This window comes from Pseudomonas sp. MF08831, from assembly GCF_059862645.1.
This window is the reverse complement of sequence record NZ_JCBCUX010000021.1, coordinates 15,232-37,414: the sequence shown is the minus strand read 5'-3', so window position 1 is coordinate 37,414 and position 22,183 is coordinate 15,232. Positions and strand designations below refer to the sequence as shown.

Here is a 22,183-nt window from a genome sequence, read left to right as displayed (position 1 = left end):
CGTAAAAACGTGTCGTATTCATGAATACTTTCGATCAAGCCCGAAAAATGGAATTCGACCTTGATCCGTTCTTCATCCAGCACCCGTTCAACTGCCCAGTAACACATACTGACCAGCAGCACCGTGAGGCCGGCGAGCACCAGTAATAGCTTGTTGATTCGTTGAGAACTCAAGGCGAAGACGCCGAACTTGAGGCTTGCATTTTTCATCGCTGACGCCCCGGGTCTTGGAATAAGACAGAGGGGATTTTCTCCGCCACTGTTGCCATTCCATGGCGCGTTACAGGTAGACAATCTGACTTCACTTTAGTGCTGGCTTCAGGCCATCTTCGCGCAGCAGTTCAAAAAAACGCTCGGGCGGTACGGCGCAGCAGATCAGGAAGCCTTGCGCCTGATCACACTGGATCTTGCGCAGGAACTCTAGTTCATCCTGGGTTTCCACACCTTCGGCCGTCACCGTCAAGCCCAGCTTGCGGCTCAGTTCGACAATGCTCTGCAACGCGGTGGCGAGGTTTTCGTTGTCGACGCACCCGTGTACCAATGAACGATCAATTTTCAGTTCGCTGAAGGGGGTGGACACGAGGTTGAAATAGGAACTGAAACCTTTGCCGAAGTCGTCCTGCGCCAGTCCGAAACCTTTCATGCGCAAGCGACAGGCGCCGGCGTAGTAGTGGCTGAGCGACTCGGTGGTGGAGGTCTCCATCAGCTCGAAACCAATCGAGGCAGGCTCCGCGCCCAGGGCCAAGACGCGATCATGCAAACGATCGGCAAGGTCATGGCTGTCGAGCAGATGGGTCGGCAAGTTGATCGACACGGGCACTTCGCAGCCACGTCGGCGCCACAATGACTGCGCCTCGATAGTCTGTTCCAGCATCAGCCAGAGCAGTCTTTCTTCCAGCCCGAAACGTTGAAGTGTTGGAAGAAAATCTCTTGGCAGCAACATTCCCTGCTGTGGATGTCGCCAACGCACCAACGCTTCGGCGCTGCATACTCGGCCGTCACGCAACGATTTTTTCGGTTGAAACCAAGCCTGTATTTCACCGCTTTCCATGGCCGCCAGCAGGCACTGGCGAGCTGGGGGGGCCGCATGGGCACGGGAAGCATCCAAGTCACTGCGGCGCTTATCGAGGCAATCGCGCAAGCGCGTGATGTCGTACGCATCCACCGGTTTTGAAATAAGACTCAGCACTTCCAGGCCCAGATTGTTCGCCGCGAGCCCGGCGCTAACCAACATGCGTCGCGAGGCCACACTCATCAGCGCCAGTGCAGGCGCTTTGCCGAGTCTGCCAATGTTCTGGATCAGTTGCACACCATCCATTACGGGCATGAATAAGTCAGTCACGACCAGATCGTAAGTCTGAATGTTCAGGCGCTGCAGCGCCGTAACGCCATCCCATACGGCCTCTACGTGAAACCCACCGAGAGTACTGAACAGATTGCGCAAAAGTTCATGCTGAAAGGGGTGGTCTTCAACAATCAGCACCCGATAGGGTTTCAATTGCCACTCCTTTGGTAAGGTTCCAGGCAGGCGTAAAGCGTGCGCAATGCAAAAGGCTTGACCAGGCAGCGGTTCATGCCCGCTTCCAGGCAACGCTCACCTTCTTCGCTCATTGCATTCGCGGTAGCCCCGATGATCGGCAAGTGGCAGTCGAGGCTACGCAACTTTGCGGTCAGTTCGTAGCCGTTCATGCGCGGCATATTGATGTCGGTGAGGATCAGGTCGAACGCCGAATGGCGCCACATCTCCAGGGCGATGAGCCCGTCACCGGCCAATTCGACCGTGCAGCCAAGCTCTTCGAGCTGATCGCGCAAAATCAACTGGTTGATGACGTTATCTTCGGCCACCAGCACGTGGATACCCAGATTGAAGACCGGATAGCTTTGCGCAGATGCCTTCGTGCCACGCATGAGTTGCCCTTGAGCGGCCCCTATCGCCATGCGCAGGGCTTTTAAACTGTTGAAACTGACCGTGCCAACCGGGTTATTCACTGCATCATCATGCAGGTCACTGGCAGCCAGTACGCGCGGGCCTTCCCACTTCGGGGCCAACGTTTCGCCAAGCCGTCCTGGGTGCAATTCAAGCAGCACCGCACCCTCCGTGTGGTCATAGGCCTTAGGCAAGCCGACTTGGGCGCGCGCGCCCCATCGACACAACCAGCCACAGATGCTGACGGCCAACTCGCGTACCGGCGAGAGCACGCAGACCAACTCTGGCAACAGATCGTCAGCGCCCAGTGACGGTGCCAGCGCCGACAGTTGCTCAAGAGGCAAGTGCAGGGTAAAGCTGCTGCCCAGGCCCGGTTCACTCACCACACGCATGCTGCCGTTCATCAGGTGCATCAAGCGCTTGCAGATGGACAGGCCCAGGCCGGTGCCCGCCACCACATGGGTGTTCCCATCGGCCTGGTAAAACGGCTCGAACAGGTGTTGCTGTTCTTCGTGGGAGATACCTTTGCCGGTATCGGACACCTGCCAGTGCAACATCACACGCTCACCGTCACAGCTGTCCAGCCTGACGCGCAGAATGATCCGGCCGCTGTCGGTAAATTTCAGCGCATTGTTGAGCAGGTTGCTGAGAATCTGCCGAATACGGCTGACGTCGCCGTTCAACCAATCCGGCAATTGCGGATCGACACAGGCGAACAATTGCAGGCCTTTGCGTTGAGCCGCGGCGGCATAGCCGTGAATCACTTCCTCATTCAAGTCCAGCGGCGAGAATCGGCTGCACTCCAGTTGCAACTGCCCCGCTTCGATACGCGATACGTCCAACACGTCGCTGATCAGTTGCAGAAGGTTGGCGGAAGACCCCTCGATAGCCTGCAGATAGCCTTTTTGCTGATCGCTCAACTCTGTGCGCGCCAACAACTCCAGTGTGCCCAGCACCCCGTACAGCGGCGTACGTATTTCATGGCTCATGGTTGCTAGGAACAACGTCTTGGCTTCGTTGGCGGCGTCAGCCATGCGCCGCGCCCGATCCAGGGCGACTTCTACTTGCATCCGTGCGCTGATGTCGCTAAACGCACAAATCAATACGTCTTCGCGTTTGTAGCGAGTACGCGCGAAGCTCAGATATAGGTGCCGACCATCCGCCAGTTGCAACTCATCGACGGTGTTGTGTTCGGCATCATCAAAGCCGCGACGGATCCATTCCGCACTGCGCTGCTGGCGCTCTTGGCTGTCGCCTATCCACTGGGTATAGAGCGGGTTATCAAGCACCACCTCGCCGTCCTGGCGGCGCAGCACGCACAGCGCCACTGGCGCAATGCGGATGACTGCGCGGCTGAAAGCCTCACTTTCCACCAGCGCCTCAATGCGATTGCCGGCGGGTATGATCAGGCGCTGATCGACACGCCGCATCAGCCAGATCATCAGCCAGGTGACAAGCACGCAGAGCAATACGCTGATCAGCACGGGCGTTATCAACGCCGGGAGCAATGAGTGCATGTCGAGCGCGTAGACCAGCTGCCAATTCGAAAAGCCCAGCTGTTTGCGAATCGCCAGATGGTCGGGTAGCCAGTGGCCGCCTACAAAGCCGAACGATTGATGCGCTGGCATTTGGGCTAATTCCAGGCGTAATGCATGCCCCTGCACGCTATCAAAGATCAACTGGCCGCTCGCATCGAGCAAGGTGAACTGGCCGGCGTTTTCGTTTCGCAGGGCGTTGAGCAGGTCTGGCGACTCGACTTCTAACCCCAGCCAACCCGAGTGAGGATTACGGTCATCGAGGCGGGTGAATATATACAGGGGCGAATCGTCACGCTCAGGGTCCGTGAGCCATAGCTCGTCGGCGGTGCTGTCATATTCAGCGTTGAGCCGCGTCAGCAAGTGCGGAGCAATCAACTGGACCGGTTCGCGTGCGGGAATCAGGCGCATCACTTCGGCTTTGGTGCCGGTCGCGACGTACAACAGATTCACGTTATTGAACCGCAGGTAGTCAATCATGCGGTGGGTCAACCACAGGCTCCAGGCCTGTTTGCCCGATCCCAGGCCCAGATGGACTTCCTCACCTTCCACCACGTTCGCATTGGCTACCGGCGCGGTGATGCGGCGCACGGCTGCCAACCGTAGCGTCTTGAGCAGTGTCTGGCGGCTGACGAAAAAACTCTGCGCATTGGATATCGCCGCATTCATGTAACTGCGTCGTTGGGATATCTCCTGGCTCAAGGTACCGCTCACATAGCTATAGACGCCCGCGTAAAACCCCAACACCAGAGCGATGACCAACAGGCGCAGCAACTTTCTCGCGGCCGTGGGAGTTGAGAACGACGTATCGAACGGAGGTAGGGGTTGGCGTAGTTTCATCAGGCAACGTTAATGCAACGGCCAAGACGTCGGAATAAGACGATCCTTAAATTCCCTAGCGTTTTCGGCCGGGTTGGGCTAGCGGGTGCCAGGCATGGCCAGGTGTGCTTTTTAAGAATCGCCTGATTAAACCCAACCCCTCCTTTCCTTAAAATTGCGGTGCCTGGATCGGCTCCATTACGCCCCTTGGCGAATACCGGACAGCATCCACGCACAGCCCAAATCGATTTTAATGAGGAGTTCCACAATGAAACGCATCGCCTTGATCCTGGCCATGACCGCCGCTCCAGCACTGACCTTCGCAGCTGCCCAGAACACCATCACGTTTACCGGCCAGGTGTCGGCTCAGACCTGCGCTGTAGCAGTCAATGGCAACGCGGCGAACCCGGTCATCCTGATGCCTACTGTCAGCGCTGCGGCCCTGAATGCGGTGGGTAGCACGGCAGGCGAGACACCATTCACCATCAGCGTGAGCGGATGCACTGCACCTTCTTCGAACCTTGCCATCAAGACGGCTTTCCTGGGTAGCAACGTGACCAGCGCAGGCAACCTGGCCAACGCGGGTACGGCCACTAACGTACAAGTGCAACTGCTCGGCGAAACGGGTGGGTCCGCCGTTGTGCTCAACGGGATTACCTCTGTTCCAGGCCTGACCCTGAGCTCCGGCGCCACCAGCGCTAGCCATGATTTTGCGGTTCGCTACATCAGCGAAGAAGGCGCCGCTACAGCCGGTACTGTTTCGGCCACCGCGCAATACGCCTTGGATTATCTGTAATCCCAGTCACCCTGCCGGGCCCTGTGCCCGGCACTTTTACCCACGCCCTCATTCTTCACCCGCTCTGCACGTGTTGGACGGAGAACACCATGACTCGCCTGAAGAAAACCGCAATGGCACTGGCGCTGACCTTTGGCACGGCCATTACTTCCTATGCACATGCCAGCGTTGTAATGACCGGTACCCGTGTGATCTACCCGGCTCAAGCCCAGGAAAAGATGGTGCAACTGACCAATCAGGACACCCATCCTTACCTGGTCCAAGTGTGGCTCGACACGGGCAATCCGAACCTCACGGCACAAACCGCTGACGCGCCATTCCTCGCCAGCCCGCAGGTCTTTCGCATGAACCCCAACGCCGGCCAGGTCGTGCGTCTGGTCTTCACCGGCAGCGACTTGGCGAAGGACCGCGAATCGCTGTTCTACCTCAATTTCGTGCAGATGCCGGCGATGAAGGCCAGCGAGTTGCACGCCAACAAGTTGCTGCTCAGCGTCAGTAGCCGCATGAAGTTGTTTTACCGCCCACAAGCATTGGCCGGAAACCCCGATGCGCTAAGCCAGTCCCTGCATTTCAAGCTTCAGGGCAGGGCGGTGACCGCGAGTAATGACAGCGGCTATTTTGCCACCGTGCGCCGGGCCGACGTGGTCAGCCGGGGCAAGTCTTACGCGATTGCCCAAGAGTCGATGGTCGCTCCGTTGAGCCAAGCCGTCTGGGCGCTGCCTGCCGGCGCTTCCGCCGCTGCGGGTGACACCGTGCGGCTGACATTGGTCAACGATTTCGGTGCTGATGTAGTCACTGATCTGCCGCTTCTTTGATCGGCCTGGGGTGATAGTCATGCCTACCTGTCGCGTATCAGCATTCAAGATGGATCTTGTATTGGAACGTAACCGCTGGTTACGCAATTTCGTGCAGTCAAGCCTGTTCAGCACCGTCAGCTTTATGAGTCCAGGCATCGCCTTTGCGCAAAGCACCGCCCCAGCTTCCACCGACGCTTATGTATTCGACGACAACATGCTGTTTGGCAGCGGTTCACTCACGCGCTTTAACAAGGTCAATGCCATTGAGCCTGGGCAATACCGGGTGGATTTGTTCATTAACGGGCGCTTTGTCAATCGCGTCGACCTGCGCTTCGCCGACCAGGGTGAAGGGGATGTGCAGCCCTGTCTGCCCGTTGCGTTGCTGGAAAGCAGTGGGGTCCTCAAAAGTGCGATTCAGCCCCCCGGCGCCGACCGGTGCCTGGTGTTGGGCCAATCCGTTCCGGGTGCGTCGACGGCATTCGATTTCGGGCAGTTGCGGCTGGACCTTAATGTGCCACAAAGCCTGATGCAGAAGACCCCGCGTGGCTACGTCTCGGCGCAAAACCTGGACGATGGCAATACCATCGGTTTCGTGAACTACAGCGCCAGCCAATACCACGTCACACGCACAGGCAACTACAGCGGCAGTTCCGATTCCAGCTACCTAGCTCTTAACAGCGGCTTGAACATGGGGCTGTGGCGCCTGCGCCAACAAGGCAACTTACGATACGACAACGACAATGGCAGCCACTGGAACACTACCCGTACTTATGCCCAACGCGCCTTGCCCGGATTACAAGGCGAAATGACCGTTGGCCAGGGTTTTACTTCAGGTCGCTTTTTTTCGGGCATGAGCTACACCGGGCTGGAGATTGCGTCGGACGACCGCATGCTCCCGGAGTCAGTGCGCGGCTATGCACCTACAGTGCGTGGGATTGCCAAAACCAACGCGCAGGTCATCGTGCGCCAGAATGGCAATGACATCTACCAGACCACCGTCGCGCCCGGTCCTTTCGAAATCAGCGACCTGTATTCCACCAGCTACAATGGCGACCTTGAAGTGTCGGTGGTCGAGGCCGACGGCAGCGTCAGCCGCTTTACAGTACCTTTTTCTGCGGTACCCGAATCGTTGCGACCTGGCCTTTCACGCTACAGCATGGCGCTGGGCCGAAGCCGCGATCTCGGCGACAACGACCCGTTCGGTGAAATAACTTACCAGCGTGGCCTGACCAACAGCGTGACCGCCAACAGCGGCTTGCGGGTAGCCGACGGCTACCAGGCGCTGGTGCTCGGCGGCGTCTACGCCAGCACCCTGGGCGCATTCGGGTTGGACACTACTTACTCGCGCGCTGACCTGCCGAACGAAGGTCAGCTCGATGGCTGGATGGCGCGTCTGTCCTACAGCCGCACTTTCCAGCCGACTAATACCACGCTGTCGATTGCCGGCTACCGTTATTCAACCGAAGGCTATCGGGACCTCGGCGACGTGCTCGGTGTGCGCGAGTCGATCCGCAACCAGCAAACGTGGGAGTCGACAAGTTATATGCAACGCTCACGCTTTGAGGTGTCGATCAATCAAAACCTCAATGACTACGGCAGTGTGTTTTTGTCCGGTTCGACCCAGGACTACCGCAGCGGCCGCGAACGCGACACGCAACTGCAGTTTGGCTGGTCCAACACGTTGCGCAACAACGTCAGCGTCAACCTCTCGGTGTCGCGCCAGAGCACCGGCAGTTACCTGAACCGCAGAAGCGGCAACTACAACGACCAACTGGGTAACACCGTCCCGGACAACGGGGTGGGCACCACCCGCAGTGCCGGTACCCAAGAGACCGTCACGCTGCTCTCGGTGTCCTTTCCACTGGGCAGCCCGGCTCGCTCGAATGTACCGTCGCTGAGCAGCTCGGTGACACACAGCTCTACCTCTGGCGACCTCTATCAAACCTCATTGTCGGGCACCCAGGGTGCCGATCAGAGCTTGAGCTACAGCGTAGATGTGTCCCGCGATGCCGATCAAAAACAGAACGTGTGGAGCGCCAACGTTCAGAAATATCTGCCCAACGCCTCAGTCAGCGCCAGCGCGTCCAAAGGGCAAGATTACTGGCAAGCCTCCGGCAGCGCTCGCGGTGCCTTGGCGGTGCACAGCGGCGGGGTGACCTTCGGGCCTTACCTGGGCGACACCTTCGCCTTGATCGAAGCCAAGGGTGCCAGCGGTGCGAAAGTCATGAACGGCATGGGGGCAACCATCAACAGCGACGGGTACGCGCTGGTGCCGTCGCTGACCCCGTACCGTTACAACACGGTGGCCATCAACCCTGAGGGCATGAGTGAAAAAGCCGAACTCAATGACGGTCAGCGTCGCGTCGCACCCTATGCAGGCGCTGCGGTGAAAGTGGAGTTCAAGACCCGCGTTGGTAACGCAATTCTGGTTAAAGCCGTGCGCCCCGGTGGTGAGGCCGTGCCTATGGGAGCTGATGTGTTGGACGAAAACGGCAGCCTCGTCGGCATGGTCGGCCAAGGCAGCCAGGCATACCTGCGCACCGAAAAACTCAAAGGCCGCCTGACCGTTCGATGGGGTGACGGCGCAAGCGAGCAGTGCCGGATGCAGTTTGATCTGGCGCACCAGGATGTCAGCCAGACCCTGATCAAACTCAATAGCGATTGCCGCCGCCCCTGAACTATTTGTTACTGGAGCTAACGATGATTCTTTTTCGCCCTCTGTTTATGCTGCTCGTGGCCCTCGGTGCCACTGTGGTCATGGACGCCGAAGCCACCTGCAGACGCGTATACAACGGCAGTCAGGTGTACGATGGCAACTCGGCACAGCTGACGTTTGGCAGGGTCAACCTCACTTCAACCTACCTGCAACCGGTAGGCACCCAGCTAGGTTCAGTTGTGGTCTCGGCCGCAACGGCGCCCGGTCTCACCAGCGAGACCGTATTGTGGGAGTGCGACCTGAGTGACGCCGATAGCATCTACGAGGTATTCGCCACCAATGGTGACGATCGCGTGGGTGGATACTGGGAAATCGGCAACGGTTCCGGGGCCTCGATCAACGATGGGCTGCCAGGTTATTACGCCAGTTGGTTTCCCTATGTTGGGGTTAAATTGACGCACCTGAACTCAGGGAAAGTGTTCACCCGCTATTGGCAGGACGCCAAGATTACCCAGTACGATACGGTCGGCAGCAAGATCCAGATCAAAGCCAAACACTTGAGTATGATCCAAGGCGAACTGGCTCGCGTCTCCAGCCTCCCGCCATCGTCTGGCTCGGGAAGTAACTACTGCGGGGGGCTGGCAGCCTCCAGCGGCAGTGGCACCTACAGCTATACCTGCACCCAGCCCAATGGCTACGTCCAGTTTCGGGGGGGTGGCATCGCTTCGGACGCGGTTGGGTCGGACTCTAACACCAACTACAATTTTTGGGGCGCGGGTAACGGTATTGCATTTGGCATGCGTTCCGCCGCGTCAATCAGCTACACCGCTACCTGCGTGGCGCGTAATGTCACGCCCGTAGTGAGTTTCCTGCCGATCACCGCGACTGAGTTGAACCAGGGCATGACGCGCAGCAGCGACTTCACCATTGGTTTGGAATGCAGCAACACCGCCAGTTCCGGAACCGCCAGCAACCAGACCGCACTGGGTATTCAAGTGGCCTACAGCGCCTATACCCAAGCCCAGTCCCTGGGGTTGCTGACCAGTGGAGGCGGGGTGACCTATCTAGTGTCCAATGGCTATGGCACCGATCCTTCGGTAGCCACCGGGGTGGGTATCAGTCTGCGTAACGCCAGCAACGGCAGTGCCATGAATTTTCTGGGATGGTCAGGCACCGGCGCGGGCGCCACCGGCGGCTGGTATCCGGTACTGGCGGGTGCCAGTAGCGCCGGCAGTAATGCGTCCGGTTACACCAGCTACCTACAGACGATCACCGCGACCCTCAGCACGCTGCCTGGCGCAACAGCGAAGCCGGGCAAGGTCAACGCCACCGCGTACGTGCTGGTGAAGGTCCAATGATCAGGCTGGCGTTCTACTCGGCACTGTTGTGGATGTGCGCGGCAATGAGTGCGTCCTCAATTGCCCGCGCCGGGCTAATGCCCGAACAGACGCGATTGATTTTTCACGAGGGCCAGACCCAACGCTCGCTGATGCTGGCCAACACCAACTCTTACCCCGTAGTCGTACAAACCTGGGTCGACAACGGTGAGGGCAACCGCGCGCCGGAAAACTCAGTCTCGGCAATGATTGCTCTGCCCTCGGTATTTCGCCTGCAACCTCAGGCGTTGCAGGGCCTGCGCATTGTTTATGACGGTAGCGCGCTGCCCAAGGACCGTGAGTCCGTGAGCTGGCTGAATTTGTACGAGATCCCTCCTGCCAAAGCCGACGCGCCTGCCTTATCGACGCGCGTCGCCGTGGCCATGAACACCCAGATGAAAATATTTTATCGTCCCGCCCACCTGCCTGGCGCTCCCGAGAAAATGGCAGAAACCCTTACCTTTCGTATCGAGCCGCATGCCGGCAGCTGGGTGCTTGTGTGCCATAACCCCAGCCCTTATCACGCCTCGTTTTCTTCTCTGCGCGTAGGTGTTCAAGGGCGTGAACAGCCCGTTGCAAAGTCACTCGATATGATGGCGCCGCCGCTCAGCGACAAAATCTACCCGCTGGAAAACTTCACCTATAGCGCCGTTACCAGCGTACAGATCAGCTACACACTGATTGATGACGGCGGCCACTATGTGGACGGCCACGCGAGCGCGTCGGTGCTTCAGGCGCCTTAATGACAATCGTTGATCAAGCCGCAAACACTTCAGCGTTGCTATAGGCCGGGCGGGCGACTTGCCTTCGCCCCGAGGATCATCAACGCTGCGTTGTCGCACGGTGGAAGGTCAACGCGTTGATGCACAGCCATAACAACCCACTGGGCCACCAATCGCTTAGCGATTGGTGGTGTCAGTCAGAGCACCAGACCTGCACCTGTCACTGTCGCCCAAGCGCATCAACCGGCACGCTCAAGCGTATCGGCACCGATTTGGCCGCCGGCACTTTGCTGCGTTCGGCGTGGTGCCAGAGCGGCACCAGTGGGTTGCATTCAGGGTAATACGCGGCGGCGCAGCCTTCGGGGATGTCATACGCAACGATTTCCAGCGGGCCGACCTGGCGCTTGACCTCAGGCTCTATGGCGGTGGTCAACATCACCCCCTGACCGTTCTCGAAACCCAGCCGCGCGATATCGTTGCGGTGCATGAAGATCACCTCGCGCGTGCCACTGATGCCGCGAAAGCGATCCTCGTAGCCGTAGATCGTGGTGTTGAACTGGTCGTTGCTGCGCAGCGTCATCAGTTGCAGCACATCACGCGCCAGCACCTGGGTGTTGACGTCATCGTCTTCATTGAGCGTGGCGGGCAGCACGAACTGTGCCTTGCCGCTGTCGGTCAGCCATTCGCGGTGTGCAACGGCGATGGGGCGGTGAAATCCTCCCGGTTCGGCCATGCGGGTTTCCATGTCGTGGAAGATCTGCGGATAGATGAGGCTGATGGCGCTGCGCACTTTTGAGTAGTCCGCGCTCCAGCCTTGCCAGTCAATTGAGCCGCCCGCTGGCAACGTGGCCTGGGCCAGGCCGGCGACGATGCTGGCCTCGGCGCGCACGTGGGCGCTGACCGGTTCGGCGCTGCCATGCCAGCCGTGGATGCAGCCGGTGCTGTCCTCGGTGGCCCAGGTTTGCTCGACCCCCTGCTGCCGGTCGATTTCGATACGCCCCAGGCACGGCAGCAGCCACTGGTGTTGCGCGGGCAACAAGTGCGTGCGATTGAGTTTGGTCGCGATCTGCACGTTGAGTTGCAAGGTTTGCCAGGCCGGCTCCATGCGCGACGTGTCGGGAATCGCGCGCAGGAAGTTGCCGCCCAAGCCGATAAAGCCGCGCACGCGCCCGGCCAGAATGCCTTCGCAGGCGTCCACCGTGCACAGGCCCATTTGCTCCGGCACCTTGAAGCCGAACTGCTGCTCGATCAGTTCGACCGGGACTTTTTTCGGGTCTTCGGTAATGCCCACCGTGCGCTGGCCCTGCACATTGGAGTGGCCGCGCACCGGGCAGATACCTGCACCCGGCTTGCCGAAATTGCCGCGCATCAGCAACAGGTTCACCAGCATTTGCACGTTTTGCACCCCGTGCCGATGCTGAGTCAGGCCCATGCCGTAGATCATCATGACCCGGTTACTGCGCGCGTACACCTGCGCGGCCGCCTCCAGGGCGCTGCGGCTCAGGCCGGAGCGGCGCTCGATGGTCGGCCACTGCGCGGCGCGAACCATCGCCGCAAACGCGTCGAAGCCTTCGGTGTGTTCGGCGATAAAGCCGTAGTCGAGTACCGGCGCACGCCCGTCGCGCTGTGCCTGGTCGTCCAGCTCCAGCAGCACTTTAGCCAGGCCGAGCAGGGCGGCCGTGTCGCCACCGATTGCCACCTGGTGATACTGGGTACTGATCACGGTGGATTCGGGGGTGAGCATTTCCACCGGTGATTGCGGATTGACGAAGCGTTCCAACCCACGTTCGCGCAAGGGGTTGAAGGTGATGATCGGCACGTCGCGTTTGCGCGCATCCTGCAACTGGTGAAGCATGCGCGGGGCATTACTGCCGACATTCTGGCCGAAGAAGAACAGGCAGTCGGTGTGCTCGAAATCTTCCAGCGTCACGCTCCCGACGGGGATGCCGATACTCTCCTGCAAGCCGACCGAGGTGCTTTCGTGGCACATGTTCGAACTGTCGGGCAGGTTGTTGGTGCCATAGGCCCGGGCGAACAGCTGGTACATGAACGAGGTTTCCAGCGAGGCGCGGCCCGAGGCGTAAAACACCACACTGTCGGGTTGCAGCGTTTGCAATTGCGCGCCGATCTCGCGGTAAGCCTCCTCCCATGACGTTTCGCGGTAGCGGTCGGTGGCCGCGTCGTAGCGCATCGGATGGGTCAGTCGCCCGTGTTGCTCCAGTGCGTAGTCCGACCATTGGCGCAGCTCACTGAGCGAGTGTTCGGCGAAGAACGCGGGTGAGGTTTTGAGCGAGGTCAGTTCCCAGGCCGTGGCCTTGGCGCCGTTTTCGCAGAACTCCAGGGCATGCGGCTTGCCGGGTTTGGCCCAGGCGCAACTGACGCACGCGAAGCCATCGGGCTTGTTCTGTTTGAGCAGCGCTTTGGTGGCCTTGGCAAAGGCCTGTTCGCGCCAGAGAATTTTCATCACCGACTGCGCCGAGCCCCAGCCGCCGCTCGCGTGGGTGTAGGGGTGAAAGTGGGCTTTTGGATAGATGAGCATGGGCTGCACCTGAGGGCTTTATCGGTGAGGGATAACGTTACGACGAGTACGCTTGGCAAAAGGTTCGAGCGGGCTTCCGGGCGGCAGGCTAACCGCTCGTCCGACGCCGTGCGGATTTGTTGAACATCCGTTTCTCTGCCTCGGCCCTATCAATCAAGACGGCCGCATTTATTCAGTCGTCGCTGCCTATTAGAAAAAAGCCTGCCGTGAATACCTTGCCGAGCGGAGAGACGCCTGATGAACGACCTACCTGCAGTCAACCCAGCGATTCAGCCTTTGGCTTTTGAGCCGTCATTCGAACAGATTCCCGATGATGAAGCGCAGACCAGCAAGGAGCTGGCTGAAGCGCTGCACGGCATCATGGAAACTACCTTTCGCGACAATGGCCATGCCACTCGCAGTGTCCACGCCAAGGCCCATGGCTTGCTGCGCGGGCACATCAGCGTGCTGGAAAACCTGCCCGCCACACTGGCCCAGGGCGCCTTCGCCAAACCGGTGCGCTTGCCGGTGTACCTGCGCTTTTCGACCAACCCAGGCGATATTCTCGATGACAAGGTGTCCACGCCCCGCGGGTTGGCAATCAAGATCGTCGGCGTGGACGGCCCGCGATTGCCGGGCAGTGAGGGCGAGGTCACCCAGGATTTCGTCATGCAAAACGCCAAGGCCTTCACGGCCGCGACGCCCAAGGCTTTTTTGAAGACGCTGAAATTGTTGGCCAAGACCACTGACAAGGCGCCGGGCATGAAAAAAGCCTTCTCGGCGCTGTTGCGAGGCGTGGAAGCCACACTCGAATCCATGGGCGGCGAAAGCGGCACGCTGAAGAGCCTCGGCGGCCATCCCCAGACCCATATCCTCGGCGAGAGTTTTTCCAGCGTGGTGGCGATGCTCTATGGCCCTTACTACGCCAAAATCGCTGTGGTGCCGGTGTCGTCCAACCTGACGGCATTGACCGACTTGCACGTGGACTTTGGCGATAACCCCGACGGCCTGCGCGCAGCCGTTGAGGCTTACTTTGCCCAGAGCGGCGGCACTTGGGAGGTGCGCGTGCAATTGGCCACTGACCTGGAAAAAATGCCCATCGAGGATGCTTCCGTGCAATGGCCCGAGGACCTCAGCCCGTACGTGACCGTGGCGCGCATCGACCTTGAGCCCCAAGCGGCCTGGAGCCCTGAAAACGTCCAGAAAATCGACGACGGCATGGCCTTCAGCCCGTGGCACGGGCTGGCGGCGCATCGCCCGTTGGGCGGAGTAATGCGCGTGCGTAAACCGGCTTACGAGATGTCGTCGGGGTTCAGGGCCGAGCACAACGGGTGCCCGATCCACGAACCGCGGCCGTCAATCACGCCATAAAGGCTGGTGGTCGTCATCCAGCGTCCAGTGGGGTTGGCGGGGTTCCAGGCACACCCCGCCAACCCAACGCACCTGGTTGGCGTGGTCTAGCCAATAAGCGTCGGCGTTCAGCACCGCGTGCCCTAGTGGGGTCAGTGCGAGTGGGCGACGCGGCCATTCGGGCTCGGTCGCAGTCTCGACCAGTAACGGCTCGTCACCATCAATCAACGGCCGCAACAACGCATGAAACATCATGTCGCCCAGAAACGGCAGCGGCTCGCGCTTGCCCATCAGTTCTGCGAACACTCGACCAAACGGCACGGGTCCGGCTTCGGCGATGTACTGCAGGGACAAGCGTTCGGTGAGTGACAAACCATCCCGCCTGCCTGGCAATTCCTGCAATTGACGCGTCAGTGCCGGCGCGAGCAAGGGCAGGGCGCGGTGGTTGCCCTGAGCCAGTTGCGCCCAGTTGACCGGCGAGGGGTTGCAGTAAGCCGACCAGGCCTGCTTGGCCAGTTGCACGGCCTCATCGTCGATCAACCGGCGCTGTGGCCATAACCACGCGAGGACATCGGGTGCCAGTTGGCCAATGCCGATAAACCGCTCGACGCCGGGAATGCGGTCCACTTCGATCAGCTCAAGCTTGCGCGGTGCCTGCTCAAGCCCGGCCAACGCGCGGATCAGGAACAGTTGGTCGTAGGCATCCGCCTCACACCACAGCACGCTGTGATCGGCGTCGGCCAAGGCTCCAAGTTGGTGGTATTCATCGTTGATGCGCCGCGCGACTTCGGTGGGGTCCAGGGCGAAGGCCTGGCTGATAAACGCGCTGCGCATCGCGCCGAATGCGTCGCCGGGAAGGTCACGCACCGGCCCCATGCACAGCGGATCGGTGAGCATCTGGAACCGGCCTTTGAACCCAGCCACCTGCAGGCTATGGGCGATGTCGCTGCCGCAACGCCAGTGGGTGGTGCGGGCTTCATCGCTGGCCTCAAACGCGGGATGGCGGGCGGCGAAGTCAAGGGCGTCGACGTGCGCCTTGAGCTTGGGCCAACTGCTGAACCCCAGTTGCCGGGCGACGTACCATTGGGCCTGGGACAACGTGGCGGTAGGGTCCTGGCTTTTCAGGCGCGGCAACAGTTCCTTGGCGCGCTTGCGCTGCTGCTCAAGGTTAAGACGGCCATCGGTGTTGGAGGATAAAGGGCGTTGCGACATACGATCTCCTTGCACAGACCTTTTCCGCTTTAAGGTTGGGAGTCGTAAAAATGAAATGCAGCTTGAGTGTCTTGGGCGCAGCCCTTTCCGCGGAAGGTGGCGTAGAGAGCGCCAGGCGGGAAATATAGGCAGCATTGGCGCTCAGTGCAACCCTGCCAGTGTGGGAACGGGCCTGGCCGCGAAGGCGATGGTTCCGTCAGCCAATGCGCTGACGGAACCATCGCCTTCGCGGGCAGGCCCGCCCCCACCTTTTTGTCGTGTTGCTCTTACTTGTCCTTGCGCGCATCCATGGTCTTTTGATGCTCGGCCAGGAACGGCTGCTCCGCCGGATCAAAACGGTCAATCCCGGCAGTGAAGCGATGCCAGTACGGGTACAACGGCTGGCGCCGTGTCACCGCCTCGATGCGTGAAAACTGTTCTTCGGTGAGTTTGAGTTCGGTCGCCGCAAGGTTGTCGCGCAAGTGTGCTTCGGTGCGGGCGCCGACGATCAGCGAGGTAATGCCCGGGCGATCCTTGAGCCACGCCAGGCAAGTGCGCGCCACCGATACACCGTGTTCGTCGCCCACGGCGGCGAGGGTTTCGATGATATCCAGCGCGCGTTCCTGGTCATGCACATAGGGTTCCGGCCAGCCACTGCCTTGGCGGGTAGTGGCCGGTGGTGTGTGCCCGCGCCGCGTCGAACCGGTCAGCAGGCCTTCGCCCATCGGGCCCCACACCAGCGTGCCGACGGACTGGTCGAGTGCCAGCGGCAGCAGTTCATATTCGGCTTCGCGCGATTCCGGCGTGTAGTAAATCTGCTGGGTGATGGGCTTGAGCATGCCGTGCAGCTCGGCCTTGCCCAGGGTTTTCATCATTTGCCAGGCCGTGAAATTGCTGGTGCCGAAGTAGCGGATCTTCCCCGAACCGACCAACAGTCGCAGTGCTTCGAGGGTTTCCTCGATGGGCGTCATGCCGTCCCAATTGTGCAATTGGTACAGGTCGATGTGGTCGGTGCCCAGGCGCTTCAAGCTGGCTTCGCAGGCGCGAATCAAGTGGTAGCGCGAGGACCCGGAGTTGTTCGGGTTCTTGTCCACCGGGCTGCGGCCCTTGGTGGCCAACAGGATGTCGTGACGCTTGTCGCCCAAGGCCTTGCCCACCACTTCCTCGGCCAGGCCGTGGGAGTAGAGATCGGCAGTGTCGACCATATTCACGCCGGCGTCGAACGCGATGTCGAACATGCGCTTGGCCTGCGGCACGTCCACCGCGCCGCACTTTTCAAACTCGGCGCGACCGCCGAAGGGCACGGTGCCCAGGATGATTTCGGATACCAGCAGGCCTGAATGGCCCAGTTGTCGGTATTGCATGTCGCCTCCTGTTTTACGTTGCACGTGAAGGTGTGAACGACATGAATGGCGATAGTTTGAATTTTTTCATGAAATCTTCGTGCACCTGCCGCACCATTGCCCCCAACAGGATTTAAGAGGAACACCGCGTCCATGAGCACACTGATAGAAACCCGCGCCCTCACGCGCGTGGACGAGCGTCGCCAAGTGGCCTTGCTTGAACCGACGGACTTCACCCTCAACAGCGCCGACCGCGTGTCGATCACCGGTTCTTCCGGCTCCGGCAAAAGCGTGTTCCTGCGCGCGCTGGCGCTGCTGGATGCGCCCACCTCGGGGCAGATTCTGTGGAATGGCCAGCCGGTTGCCAATGCCGACATTCCCCATTACCGCAGCCACATCAGCTACCTGTCGCAACGCCCTGCGCTGCTTGATGGCACGGTGCAGGACAACCTGCGTTTTCCGTTCAGCCTCAAGACGTTGCGCAAGCGCCGCTTTGACCTGCAGGCGGTCACCACGCTGCTGGGGCATGCCGGTAAAACTGCGGACTTTCTGCACAAAAATGCCGGTGACCTGTCGGGCGGTGAAGCCCAGGTGGTCGCGCTGATCCGCACGCTGCAACTCAACCCCGAAGTGCTGTTGCTCGACGAACCCACAGCGGCCCTCGATCCCACGTCCTCCCGTGATGTGGAAGCGCTGATCGACGCCTGGTTTGCCGGCGACAACTCGCGTGCTTTCATCTGGGTGTCCCACGACCTCGACCAGGCCCAACGCATGAGCGCCATCCACCTGCAGATGAGCGCCGGCGTGCTGAGCGCAGTGGCCCAACCATGAATTATCAAAATCTCACCGCGCTGGACATGGGCATCGCCGCCTCGCTGATCCTGATCAACGGCGCGCTGTCGTTGCTCTTGCGCCTGGGCCTGGGTCGCCAGTTGCTGTGGGCGGCGGTGCGCACGGTGGTGCAATTGTTGGCCATTGGTTATCTGCTGGGCTGGGTGTTCGAGTTTGCCTACTGGTACGTGGTGCTGCCGCTGATGTGCGCGATGACTTTGATCGCCGGCCTGTCGGCGGCCGGACGTGGGCGCAGGACCTATCGTGGGCAACGGGTCGACAGCATCCTGTCGGTGTGGGGCAGCTCCTGGCTGGTCACGGCGGTGGGGTTGTTTGCGGTGATCCGCATCCACCCGTGGTACGAGCCGCAGTATGCGATTCCGATTCTGGGGATGATCCTTGGCAATACCCTGACCGGCGTGTCACTGGGCATCGAGCGCATGACCCAGGAATTGACCTCGGAGCGCAACACCATCGAGATGATCCTGGCGTTGGGCGGTTCGCGCTGGGAAGCCGCGCAGGAAGCCATCCGCCAGGCAGTACGCGCCGGGATGATCCCGACGCTTAACCAGATGACCGTGGTTGGCATCGTCAGCCTGCCCGGCATGATGACCGGCCAGGTGCTGGCGGGAGAGAGCCCGGTGGACGCGGTGCGGTATCAGATCGTGATCATGTTTCTGATCGCCGCGTCGTCGGCGTTGGGCACGGTAGGTGCGGTACTGCTCACCTACCGGCGGTTGTTTTCCAAGAGCCATCGTTTTTTGCGCTTCAGGCTTGAAGAGCGCGCCTGAGCCTAACGTGTTGTTGCAACCCTTGGCGATGGAGGGTTCCACTCGGTGGTGAGCGTAGACAGACACTCGGCACTGGTCCAGTCGGCCCAGCGACCTGCGCAGCCTTCAGCACTGATGTCGATCAAATGTGGGAGCGGGCTTGCTCGCGAATGCGGTGGGGCAGCCAGCTCATGTGTAACTGAGCCACCGCTTTCGCAGGCAAGCCAGCTCCCACAGGGATCAACTTTGCTGGGGGGATTGCATTCCAGGCCAGGCGTCAATCCAGATCCGGCACACCAAAGTCCAGCACCACCTTCATGGCCTGGGTCTTGTCCGCCGCCAGTTCAAATGCCTGCACCGCATCACCGAACGGCACGGTGTGGGAGATCACCGGGCGTACATCGACGATCTGGCGATTGAGCAAATCCACCGCCTGGGCAAACTCCGCGTGGAACCGGAAGGTGCCGCGCAAGTCGATCTCACGACTGACCAGCAAATTCAGCGGCAGCGACACATCACCGCCCAGGCCCACCGTCACCAGCACCCCGCGCGGGGCGATGCAATCCAGGCCGCTGCGCAGGGCCTGGGCGCTGCCGGAGACTTCGAACATCACCTCGAAATAGCCCTTTTCGGCGGTGTAGCGCTTGAGCGCATCGGCGCCGTCGGCAATGTTATGGGTACGCGTGGCTCCCATTTTTTCGGCGCAGGCGAGGGCGCTGGCGGACAGGTCCACAGCCACGATTTCACCGGCACCGGCAGCACGCAGGCTGCCGATCAGCAAGTTGCCAATCGGGCCGCAGCCGGTCACCAGCACGCGTTTACCGAACACCGCGCCAGCGCGCTGAATCGCGTGCAAGCCTACTGACAACGGCTCGGCCAGTGCGCCCTCGGCGAGGCTGACGTGGTCGGCCAGGCGATGCGCCTGATGGGTCTCGATCACCAGGCTCTGGCGAAACGCGCCCTGGATGTGGGGAAAGGGCATTGCGCTGCCGTAGAAGCGCATGTTCAGGCAGTGGTTGGGCAAGCCCTGATGGCAATAGCGGCAGCCGCCGCAGGGGCGCGATGGCGACACCGCAATGCGCTCGCCAACCTTGAATACCCCGGCGTCGCTGCCTACCGCGTCGATCACCGCCGACACTTCGTGGCCGAGCACCATCGGCTCGCGCAGGCGCACGGTGCCGAAGCCGCCGTGTTGGTAGTAGTGCAAATCCGAACCGCAGATACCGCCCCGCGCGATGCGCACGCGTAACTGGTCGGGGGCGAGGGGTTGCGGTTCATCCTGGGGATCGACCCGCAGGTCCTTTGAAGCGTGACAGACGATAGCGTGCATAAAATTCTCCAGGATTACAGCGACGCGGTGATGCCACCGTCGACGTAGAGGATATGACCGTTGACGAAGCTGGCGGCGTCACTGGCAAGGAATACCGCGGCACCGGCCAGTTCGGCCACGTCGCCCCAACGGCGGCTCGGCGTGCGCTGCACCAGCCAGTCGCTGAAGTCGGGGTTGGCCACCAGGTTGGCGTTCAGTTCGGTTTTGAAGTAGCCAGGGCCGATGCCGTTGACGGTCAGCCCGTGCGGGCCCCAGTCGATGGCCATGCCCTTGGTGAGCATTTTCAACGCGCCTTTGCTCGCCGCATACGGCGCGATGCCAGGGCGGCCCAGCTCGCTTTGTACCGAGCAGATATTGATGATGCGCCCACGCTTGCGCGGGATCATTGCTCGGGCCACGGCCTGGCCGACCAGGAAGGCGCTGTCGAGGTTGGTGCTGATCAGCTCGCGCCAGTGTTGCTCGCTGTAGTCTTCCAACGGGCCACGGCGTTGCATGCCGGCGTTGTTGACGAGGATTTCCAGTGGCCCCAGGCGCGCCTCGATGTCGGCCACGGCGGCCTGGATCGCCGCGCTGTCGGTCACGTCGAATGCCTGGGTGTGCACCTCCAGGCCCTCGAGCGTCAGCAGTGCGGCCGCATCGCGCAAGGTGGCGCGGTTGCGCCCGTTGAGCACCACCCGCGCACCGGCCTGGGCCAGACCACGAGCAATCGCCAGGCCGATACCGGCACTGGAACCGGTGACCAGCGCGAGCCGGCCATCGAGGCGGAAGTTGTCTAAAACGCTTTGCATGGGCTACCTCTCCTAACGCTTCACACCACCAACGACAGCAGCATGATGAACCCCAGGGCGGCGAAGGAGAGCACGGTCTCCATCAGCGTCCAGGTCTTGAAAGTTTCGACGACGGTCATGTTGAAATACTGCTTCACCAACCAGAACCCGGCATCGTTGACATGTGACAGCACCAGCGAACCGGCACCGGTGGCGAGCACCAGCAGCTCACGGTTCACGCCGGGCATCAGCCCGATCACTGGCGCGACAATTCCCGCACCGGTGATCGTCGCCACGGTGGCGGAACCGGTGGCCACGCGAATCACCGCCGCCACCAACCACGCCAGCAGGATCGGCGAGATCTCGGCGCGCACCGCCATGTGCCCGATCACGTCGCCGACGCCGCTGGCCACCAGCATCTGCTTGAAGCCGCCGCCGGCGCCGACGATCAGCACAATCGCGGCGGTCGGGGCCAAGCTTGAATCCAATAGCTTGCTCAGCTGTTCACGCGAGAAACCGCGGGCCGCCCCAAAGGTATAGAACGCCAGCAGCAGCGCCGCGAGCAACGCGGTGATCGGGTGGCCGATAAAGTCCATCCACACGCGGAACACGCTGTCGGCAGCGAAGGCCACGTCGGCGAAGGTCTTGAGCAACATCAGCACCACCGGCAACAGGATGGTGGTGACGGTGATGCCAAAGCCCGGCAGGTTTTCCCCCGTGGACTCTTTCGCCAGTTGCTCCATCAGTTCCGGCGATGCGTGGCCGGGGACGTAGCGTGAAATCAGGTTGCCGAACAGCGGGCCTGCGATCACCGCCGTGGGCAGGCCGACAATCAGCCCGTAGAAAATCGTCTTGCCGATGTCCGCGCCAAAAATCCCGATGGCCAGCAGCGGCCCCGGGTGCGGCGGCACCAGCCCGTGCACCACCGACAACCCGGCGAGCAGCGGCATGCCGACCTTGATCAGCGACAGCCCGGTACGGCGTGCCACGATGAACACCAGAGGGATCAGCAGCACAAACCCGATCTCGAAAAACAGCGGAATGCCCACCAGGAACGCCGAGAACATCATTGCCCAGTGCACGCGCTGTTTGCCGAATGCGCGGATCAACGTGCGCGCGATCTGATCGGCGCCGCCGGAGTCGGCCATCAGTTTGCCGAGCATGGTGCCCAGGCCAAGAATGATGCCGACAAACCCGAGTACGCCGCCAAAACCGTCCTGGAAAGACTTCATCACCTTGTCCACCGGCATGCCGGAGGTCAGGCCAAGAAAGCCTGCGGCAACGGTGAGCGCGACAAACGGATGGACCTTCAAATGGGTGATCAACAATATCAATCCGATAATCGTGACCAGCGCATCCACCAGCAGATAAGTGTCGTTAGCCATGCCGAGCATGGTGCCTCCTTGTTCTCATTGTTAGAGGCCAAGCCCTGTCATATCGTGTATGACGGTGCGTT

Annotated in this window: 17 protein-coding genes; 9 read left to right on the top strand and 8 right to left on the bottom strand. The window is 60.7% G+C overall.

From position 1 onward, the window contains the following. Positions 1 to 20: 20 nt before the first annotated feature. On the top strand, positions 21 to 146 hold the full coding sequence (locus tag AC19YS_RS30105; protein ID WP_500603405.1) for a hypothetical protein: 126 nt from the start codon (positions 21 to 23) through the stop codon (positions 144 to 146). A gap of 154 nt (positions 147 to 300) precedes the next feature. On the opposite strand, the gene pvrR is transcribed toward AC19YS_RS30105, so the two are convergent. Continuing rightward, positions 301 to 1,497: a response regulator cyclic di-GMP phosphodiesterase PvrR gene (gene pvrR, locus AC19YS_RS30100; RefSeq protein WP_200624505.1), complete on the bottom strand. Its 1,197-nt coding sequence runs from the start codon at positions 1,495 to 1,497 to the stop codon at positions 301 to 303. Continuing rightward, positions 1,494 to 4,301 (bottom strand): ATP-binding protein, encoded by a 2,808-nt coding sequence (locus AC19YS_RS30095; RefSeq protein WP_500603404.1) that lies wholly within the window; start codon positions 4,299 to 4,301, stop codon positions 1,494 to 1,496. The genes pvrR and AC19YS_RS30095 overlap by 4 nt, the downstream gene beginning before the upstream one ends. 247 nt (positions 4,302 to 4,548) lie before the next feature. On the opposite strand from AC19YS_RS30095, the gene AC19YS_RS30090 reads away from it, so the two are divergent. From AC19YS_RS30090 to AC19YS_RS30070, 5 genes are all read left to right on the top strand, one after another. Next, positions 4,549 to 5,076, top strand: coding sequence for a fimbrial protein (locus AC19YS_RS30090; protein ID WP_200624503.1), 528 nt, complete (start codon positions 4,549 to 4,551; stop codon positions 5,074 to 5,076). Between the two features lie 89 nt (positions 5,077 to 5,165). Further along, a complete protein-coding gene (locus AC19YS_RS30085) occupies positions 5,166 to 5,891 on the top strand; it encodes a fimbrial biogenesis chaperone (protein WP_500603403.1) in 726 nt (241 codons plus the stop codon). A gap of 49 nt (positions 5,892 to 5,940) precedes the next feature. After that, positions 5,941 to 8,550, top strand: coding sequence for a fimbria/pilus outer membrane usher protein (locus AC19YS_RS30080; RefSeq protein ID WP_500603402.1), 2,610 nt, complete (start codon positions 5,941 to 5,943; stop codon positions 8,548 to 8,550). Between the two features lie 23 nt (positions 8,551 to 8,573). Then, a complete protein-coding gene (locus AC19YS_RS30075; RefSeq protein ID WP_500603401.1) occupies positions 8,574 to 9,887 on the top strand; it encodes a fimbrial protein in 1,314 nt (437 codons plus the stop codon). After that, positions 9,884 to 10,648, top strand: coding sequence for a fimbrial biogenesis chaperone (locus AC19YS_RS30070; protein WP_200624500.1), 765 nt, complete (start codon positions 9,884 to 9,886; stop codon positions 10,646 to 10,648). The genes AC19YS_RS30075 and AC19YS_RS30070 overlap by 4 nt, the downstream gene beginning before the upstream one ends. A gap of 199 nt (positions 10,649 to 10,847) precedes the next feature. On the opposite strand, the gene AC19YS_RS30065 is transcribed toward AC19YS_RS30070, so the two are convergent. Next, positions 10,848 to 13,166 carry an FdhF/YdeP family oxidoreductase gene (locus AC19YS_RS30065; protein ID WP_500603400.1) on the bottom strand — a complete coding sequence of 773 codons (2,319 nt, stop codon included), beginning with the start codon at positions 13,164 to 13,166 and terminating at the stop codon, positions 10,848 to 10,850. 234 nt (positions 13,167 to 13,400) lie between these two features. Here AC19YS_RS30065 and AC19YS_RS30060 point away from each other — a divergent pair, with 234 nt between their 5' ends. After that, positions 13,401 to 14,516 (top strand): catalase family protein, encoded by a 1,116-nt coding sequence (locus tag AC19YS_RS30060; protein WP_500603425.1) that lies wholly within the window; start codon positions 13,401 to 13,403, stop codon positions 14,514 to 14,516. Here AC19YS_RS30060 and AC19YS_RS30055 read toward each other — a convergent pair. Then, positions 14,502 to 15,707 (bottom strand): DUF1835 domain-containing protein, encoded by a 1,206-nt coding sequence (locus AC19YS_RS30055; RefSeq protein ID WP_500603399.1) that lies wholly within the window; start codon positions 15,705 to 15,707, stop codon positions 14,502 to 14,504. The genes AC19YS_RS30060 and AC19YS_RS30055 overlap by 15 nt on opposite strands. 266 nt (positions 15,708 to 15,973) lie before the next feature. Continuing rightward, positions 15,974 to 17,050: an aldo/keto reductase gene (locus AC19YS_RS30050; protein WP_448194106.1), complete on the bottom strand. Its 1,077-nt coding sequence runs from the start codon at positions 17,048 to 17,050 to the stop codon at positions 15,974 to 15,976. Between the two features lie 132 nt (positions 17,051 to 17,182). Between AC19YS_RS30050 and AC19YS_RS30045 the strand changes: the two genes are divergently transcribed. Together AC19YS_RS30045 and AC19YS_RS30040 are read left to right on the top strand one after the other, a co-directional pair. Beyond that, a complete protein-coding gene (locus AC19YS_RS30045; protein ID WP_500603398.1) occupies positions 17,183 to 17,860 on the top strand; it encodes an ABC transporter ATP-binding protein in 678 nt (225 codons plus the stop codon). Further along, on the top strand, positions 17,857 to 18,651 hold the full coding sequence (locus tag AC19YS_RS30040) for an ABC transporter permease (protein ID WP_500603397.1): 795 nt from the start codon (positions 17,857 to 17,859) through the stop codon (positions 18,649 to 18,651). The genes AC19YS_RS30045 and AC19YS_RS30040 overlap by 4 nt, the downstream gene beginning before the upstream one ends. Positions 18,652 to 18,907: 256 nt before the next feature. Here AC19YS_RS30040 and AC19YS_RS30035 read toward each other — a convergent pair whose 3' ends face one another. From AC19YS_RS30035 to AC19YS_RS30025, 3 genes are read right to left on the bottom strand one after another with little or no spacing between them, the layout of a single operon-like run. Then, entirely contained in the window at positions 18,908 to 19,960 is a 1,053-nt protein-coding gene (locus AC19YS_RS30035; protein ID WP_500603396.1) for an L-idonate 5-dehydrogenase, read from the bottom strand. 14 nt (positions 19,961 to 19,974) lie between these two features. Continuing rightward, the gene (locus AC19YS_RS30030; protein ID WP_106578927.1) at positions 19,975 to 20,748 is read right to left on the bottom strand and encodes a glucose 1-dehydrogenase; all 774 of its coding nucleotides are present in this window, start codon (positions 20,746 to 20,748) and stop codon (positions 19,975 to 19,977) included. Between the two features lie 20 nt (positions 20,749 to 20,768). Then, a complete protein-coding gene (locus AC19YS_RS30025; RefSeq protein ID WP_106578926.1) occupies positions 20,769 to 22,121 on the bottom strand; it encodes a GntP family permease in 1,353 nt (450 codons plus the stop codon). Positions 22,122 to 22,183: the final 62 nt, after the last annotated feature.

Coding starts and splice junctions, on each gene's coding strand:
- AC19YS_RS30045 (WP_500603398.1), top strand. CDS start 17,183: ATGAGCACACTGATAGAAACCCGCGCCCTCACGCGCGTGGACGAGCGT.
- AC19YS_RS30085 (WP_500603403.1), top strand. CDS start 5,166: ATGACTCGCCTGAAGAAAACCGCAATGGCACTGGCGCTGACCTTTGGC.
- AC19YS_RS30030 (WP_106578927.1), bottom strand. CDS start 20,748: ATGCAAAGCGTTTTAGACAACTTCCGCCTCGATGGCCGGCTCGCGCTG.
- AC19YS_RS30095 (WP_500603404.1), bottom strand. CDS start 4,301: ATGAAACTACGCCAACCCCTACCTCCGTTCGATACGTCGTTCTCAACT.
- AC19YS_RS30075 (WP_500603401.1), top strand. CDS start 8,574: ATGATTCTTTTTCGCCCTCTGTTTATGCTGCTCGTGGCCCTCGGTGCC.
- AC19YS_RS30025 (WP_106578926.1), bottom strand. CDS start 22,121: ATGCTCGGCATGGCTAACGACACTTATCTGCTGGTGGATGCGCTGGTC.
- AC19YS_RS30055 (WP_500603399.1), bottom strand. CDS start 15,707: ATGTCGCAACGCCCTTTATCCTCCAACACCGATGGCCGTCTTAACCTT.
- AC19YS_RS30050 (WP_448194106.1), bottom strand. CDS start 17,050: ATGCAATACCGACAACTGGGCCATTCAGGCCTGCTGGTATCCGAAATC.
- AC19YS_RS30080 (WP_500603402.1), top strand. CDS start 5,941: ATGGATCTTGTATTGGAACGTAACCGCTGGTTACGCAATTTCGTGCAG.
- AC19YS_RS30035 (WP_500603396.1), bottom strand. CDS start 19,960: ATGCACGCTATCGTCTGTCACGCTTCAAAGGACCTGCGGGTCGATCCC.
- AC19YS_RS30070 (WP_200624500.1), top strand. CDS start 9,884: ATGATCAGGCTGGCGTTCTACTCGGCACTGTTGTGGATGTGCGCGGCA.
- AC19YS_RS30065 (WP_500603400.1), bottom strand. CDS start 13,166: ATGCTCATCTATCCAAAAGCCCACTTTCACCCCTACACCCACGCGAGC.
- AC19YS_RS30090 (WP_200624503.1), top strand. CDS start 4,549: ATGAAACGCATCGCCTTGATCCTGGCCATGACCGCCGCTCCAGCACTG.
- AC19YS_RS30040 (WP_500603397.1), top strand. CDS start 17,857: ATGAATTATCAAAATCTCACCGCGCTGGACATGGGCATCGCCGCCTCG.
- AC19YS_RS30105 (WP_500603405.1), top strand. CDS start 21: ATGAATACTTTCGATCAAGCCCGAAAAATGGAATTCGACCTTGATCCG.